The sequence below is a fragment of the Streptomyces glaucus genome, assembly GCF_039533365.1.
Lineage (GTDB): Bacteria > Actinomycetota > Actinomycetes > Streptomycetales > Streptomycetaceae > Streptomyces > Streptomyces glaucus.
The window spans coordinates 1-4164 of record NZ_BAAATK010000113.1 but is presented as its reverse complement, the minus strand read 5'-3'; the positions used below and the strand labels follow the sequence as shown (position 1 = coordinate 4164).

The 4164-nt window shown below is 73.5% G+C and carries 1 protein-coding gene; it reads right to left on the bottom strand.

Features of this window, described 5'->3' with window-relative positions; genetic code table 11:
* Nucleotides 1–4164: SDR family NAD(P)-dependent oxidoreductase (locus tag ABD363_RS32255; protein WP_344610009.1), on the bottom strand; the 4164-nt coding region annotated here is incomplete at both ends.

Here is a 4164-nt window from a genome sequence, read left to right as displayed (position 1 = left end):
GACAACGGATCCATCCCGGCGTCCTCCAACGCCTCCCACGCCGTCTCCAGCAGCAGCCGCTGCTGCGGATCCATCGCCAACGCCTCACGCGGCGAGATCCCGAACAACTCCGCATCAAAACCCGCCACCCCCTCGACAAACCCGGCCACCCCCGCCCCGGCCACCTCCGCCACCGCACCCAGATCCCAGCCCCGGTCCCCCGGCAACGGCGACAACGCATCCCGCCCCTCATCCACCAACCGCCACAACCCCTCCGGCCCATCCACCCCACCCGGGAACCGACACCCCATCCCCACAATCGCAACCGGCTCGTCAACAGCCGCCCGCGTACGAGTGCCGGCCGCCGGAACATCGACCCCCGTGCTCGCGATACCCAACAGTTGCGTCCGCAGGTAGCCAGCGAGTGCGGTGGGGGTCGGGTGGTCGAAGACGAGGGTGGCGGGAAGGGTGATCCCGGTGGCGCTGTTCAGCCGGTTGCGCAGGTCGACCGCGGTGAGCGAGTCGAAGCCGAGGTCCTTGAAGGCGCGGGCCGGATCGACGGACGCTGCCGAGGCGTGACCGAGCACCGCAGCCACCTGCGCTTGGACGAGGTCCAGCAGCAGCCGCTCCTGCTCGGCGGCTTGGAGAGCGGTAAGCCTGCGAGCCAGGGCGTTACCGGAAGCAAGGGCCGACTGCCCGGCAGCGCGGCGTCGACGGTCGGCGGTAGGCAACAGACCGTGCAGGATGGCGGGCAGGGCCTCGCGTCCGGTCGCGGCCAGGGCGGTGGTCCGCAGGGCGACGGGGACGGTGACGGGTTCGTTGACGCGCAGGGCGGTGTCCAGCAGGGCCAGCGCCTCGTCCGTGGCCAGCGCCGGGAAGCCCTGGCGGGCCATGCGCTCCAGCTCCGCCGGCGCCAGGGTGCCGCCCATGCCCTCGGCGGTCTCCCACATCCCCCAGGCCAGCGACACGGCCGGCAGGCCCTGCGCCCGGCGGGCGGTGGCGAGCGCGTCCAGCACGGCGTTGGCCGCGGCGTAGGCGGCCTGCCCCGCATTGCCCACCACCCCCGCGAAGGAGGAGAACAGCACGAACGCCTCCAGGTCCCGCCCGGCCGTCAGCTCGTGCAGATGCACAGCCGCCTCGGCCTTCGCCGCCAGGACCCGGGCCAGCCGCTCCGGCGTCAGATCGGCGACCAGCCCGTCGTCCAGCACCCCCGCCGCATGCACCACACCACTCAGCCGCACCCCGTCCAGAACGGCCTCCAGAGCGGCGCGATCACTCACGTCACAGGCCACGGCCCTCGCCCGGGCGCCGAGTGCGGCCAGTTCGGCCAGCAACTCCCCGGCGCCGGGGGCGTCGGGGCCGCGGCGGGAGACCAGCAGCAGATCCCGCACCCCGTGCACGGTCACCAGATGCCGGGCCACCACAGCGCCCAGCCCGCCGGTGCCACCGGTCACCAGCACCGTCCCCGGCCCCCGCCAGGGCCCGGGCACGCTCAGCACCACCTTGCCCACATGTTTGGCCTGCCCCAGCAGCCGCAGCGCCCGCGGCGCACGCGCCAGGTCATAGGCGGTCACCGGCACCGGCCGCAGCGCCCCCTGCTCGAACAGCTCCAGCAGCGCCGCCCACATGGAGGCGATGCGTTCCGGGCCCGCGTCCATCAGGTCGAAGGCGGTATAGGCGATGCCGTACTGGGCCCTGACCTGCTCGGCATCGCGGATGTCGGTCTTGCCCATCTCCACGAACCGGCCCCCCGGCCGCACCAGCCGCAACGACGCATCCACGAACTCCCCCGCCAGGGAGTCCAGCACCACATCCACCCCCGACCCGAACACCTCCGCAAAAGCGGTCGTCCGCGAAGAGGCGATCCGCTCCCGCGCCACCCCCAGCTCACGCACCGCCGGCCACTTCGCCTCACTGGCCGTCGCATACACCTGCGCCCCCAGATGCCGGGCCAGCTGCACCGCCGCCATGCCCACCCCACCGGCCGCGGCATGCACCAGCACCGACTCCCCCGCCGCCAGCCCGGCCAGATCCACCAACGCGTAATACGCCGTGAGGAACACGATCGGCACACTCGCGGCCTGCTCGAACGACCACCCCTCCGGCACCGGGGCCAGCATCCGCGCATCCGCCACCGCCACCGGACCGAACGCCCCGTCCAGCAGCCCCATCACCCGGTCCCCCACCGCCAGACCCGACACCCCGGGGCCGACCTCCACGATCACCCCGGCACCCTCGTGCCCCAGCCGGCCCGCATCCCCGGGATAGGTGCCCAGCACGTTCAGCACGTCGCGGAAGTTGACCCCCGCGGCCCGCACCCCGACCCGCACCTGCCCCGGCCCCAGCGGCCGCGGCTCCTCCGGAAGAAGGGTGACGCCGTCCAGCCGGCCCCGCTGCCCGACCTCCATCCGCCACGACATGCCCGGCGCCACCACCGGCGGCACCAGCACCCCGTCCCCCGCCATCCGCACCACACGCGGCACCCACACCTCGCCGCCACGCACCGCCAGCTGCGGCTCCCCGCCGACGCCAACATGCCGCACCAAAGACCGGTACGAAGCGGCATCACCATCGACATCGGCCAGGAGGAAACGGCCCGGATGCTCACTCATCGCCGACCGCACCAGACCCCACACCCCGGCCCCACCGAGGTCGGGCGTCTCGCCGTCCCGGACGGCCACGGCGCCGGACGTCACCACGACCAGACGCGCGGCGGAGAACCGCTCCTCACCCAGCCACTGCTGTACGGCGGCCAGCACCTCGTCGACCGCTGCGGTCCCCGCTTCCCGGCGCACGGGCAGGAAGACCGTCCCGGAGACCTCGCCCTCGCAGGCGGTGACGGTGAGCCCGGCGGCCTGCCAGGAGTCGAGGATCTCCGGGGCGCGGAGGAAGGTCACCTGGCTGGGTGCGTCATCGGCCGGTTCCTCCTCGCCCGGCACCCACTCCACGCGGTAGAGGTTCTCCGTACCGGCCGACGCGCCCTGCGCGGCCAGCGCCGCCACGGCGACCGGACGCAGCGCCAGCGACTCGATCCCCGCCACGGGTTCACCCTCGGCGTCGGCGAGCCGCAGGGCGTACTCGTCGGCACCGCGCGGACTGATCCGCACCCGTACTCGGCTCGTGCCGACTGCCTCGCAGGACACTCCCGACCACGCGAACGGCAGGAGCGCTCCCTGGTTCTCGCCGGTCCGCAGCGCGAGCGCGTGCAGCACGGCGTCCAGCAGCGCCGGGTGCAGCCCGAACGCGCTCGCTTCGGCCGCCGGTTCCTCCGGCAGCGCCGCCTCCACGAAGAGTTCCTCACCGCGGGTCCAGGCACGGTGCAGACCGCGGAAGGCGGGGCCGTAGCGCAGTCCGGCGTCGGCCAACCGGTCGTACAGGCCGGTCACGTCGATCGGTTCCGCATCGGCCGGCGGCCAGGCCCGCAGGTCCCACGGTTCGTGGGCCATCCTTCCGGAGCTCACCGTACCGGTGGCGTGCAGGGTCCACTGCTGATCGGAGTCGTCACCGTCGGGCCGGGCGTACAGCCGCAGCGCGCGGACTCCCGTGTCGTCAGGGGCGTCGAGGGCGATCTGAATCTGTGCCGCACCGCGCTCGGGGAGGATCAACGGGGCTTGAAGAGCGAGTTCGTCCAGGCGCTCGCAGCGGACCCGTTCGGCGGCGGCCAGGGCCAGTTCGATCAAGGCCGTGCCAGGGACGACAGTGGTCTCGCCGACGACGTGATCCGCGAGCCACGGGGTGGTTGCCGTGGACAGCCGGGCGGTCAGCAGCAGGGCGTCCGAACCGGCGACGGGCACGGCCGCGCCGAGCAGCGGGTGCTCCGAGGCACCGAGCCCGAGGCCGCGCGCGTCACCGGCCGAGCCCGCACCACGCAGCCAGAAACGCCGACGTTGGAAGGGGTAGGTGGGCAGGTCGACGCGGTGGGCGCCGGTTCCCTCGAAGACCGCCGACCAGTCGACGGTGGTGCCGCGTACGTACAGTTCGGCGACCGCGTGCAGGATGCCGTCGGGCTCCGGCTGCTGCCTGCGCAGTGCCGAGGCGGCGAACGCCGGTTCCACCAGGGCCGACAGGACGGGGTCCGGCCCTACTTCGAGGAAGCGGACCGCCCCCAGGTCCCCGATGGCTGTCAGGGCCGCGTCGTGGAAACGGACCGGCCGCACGATCTGCTCCGCCCAGTACTCCGGACTC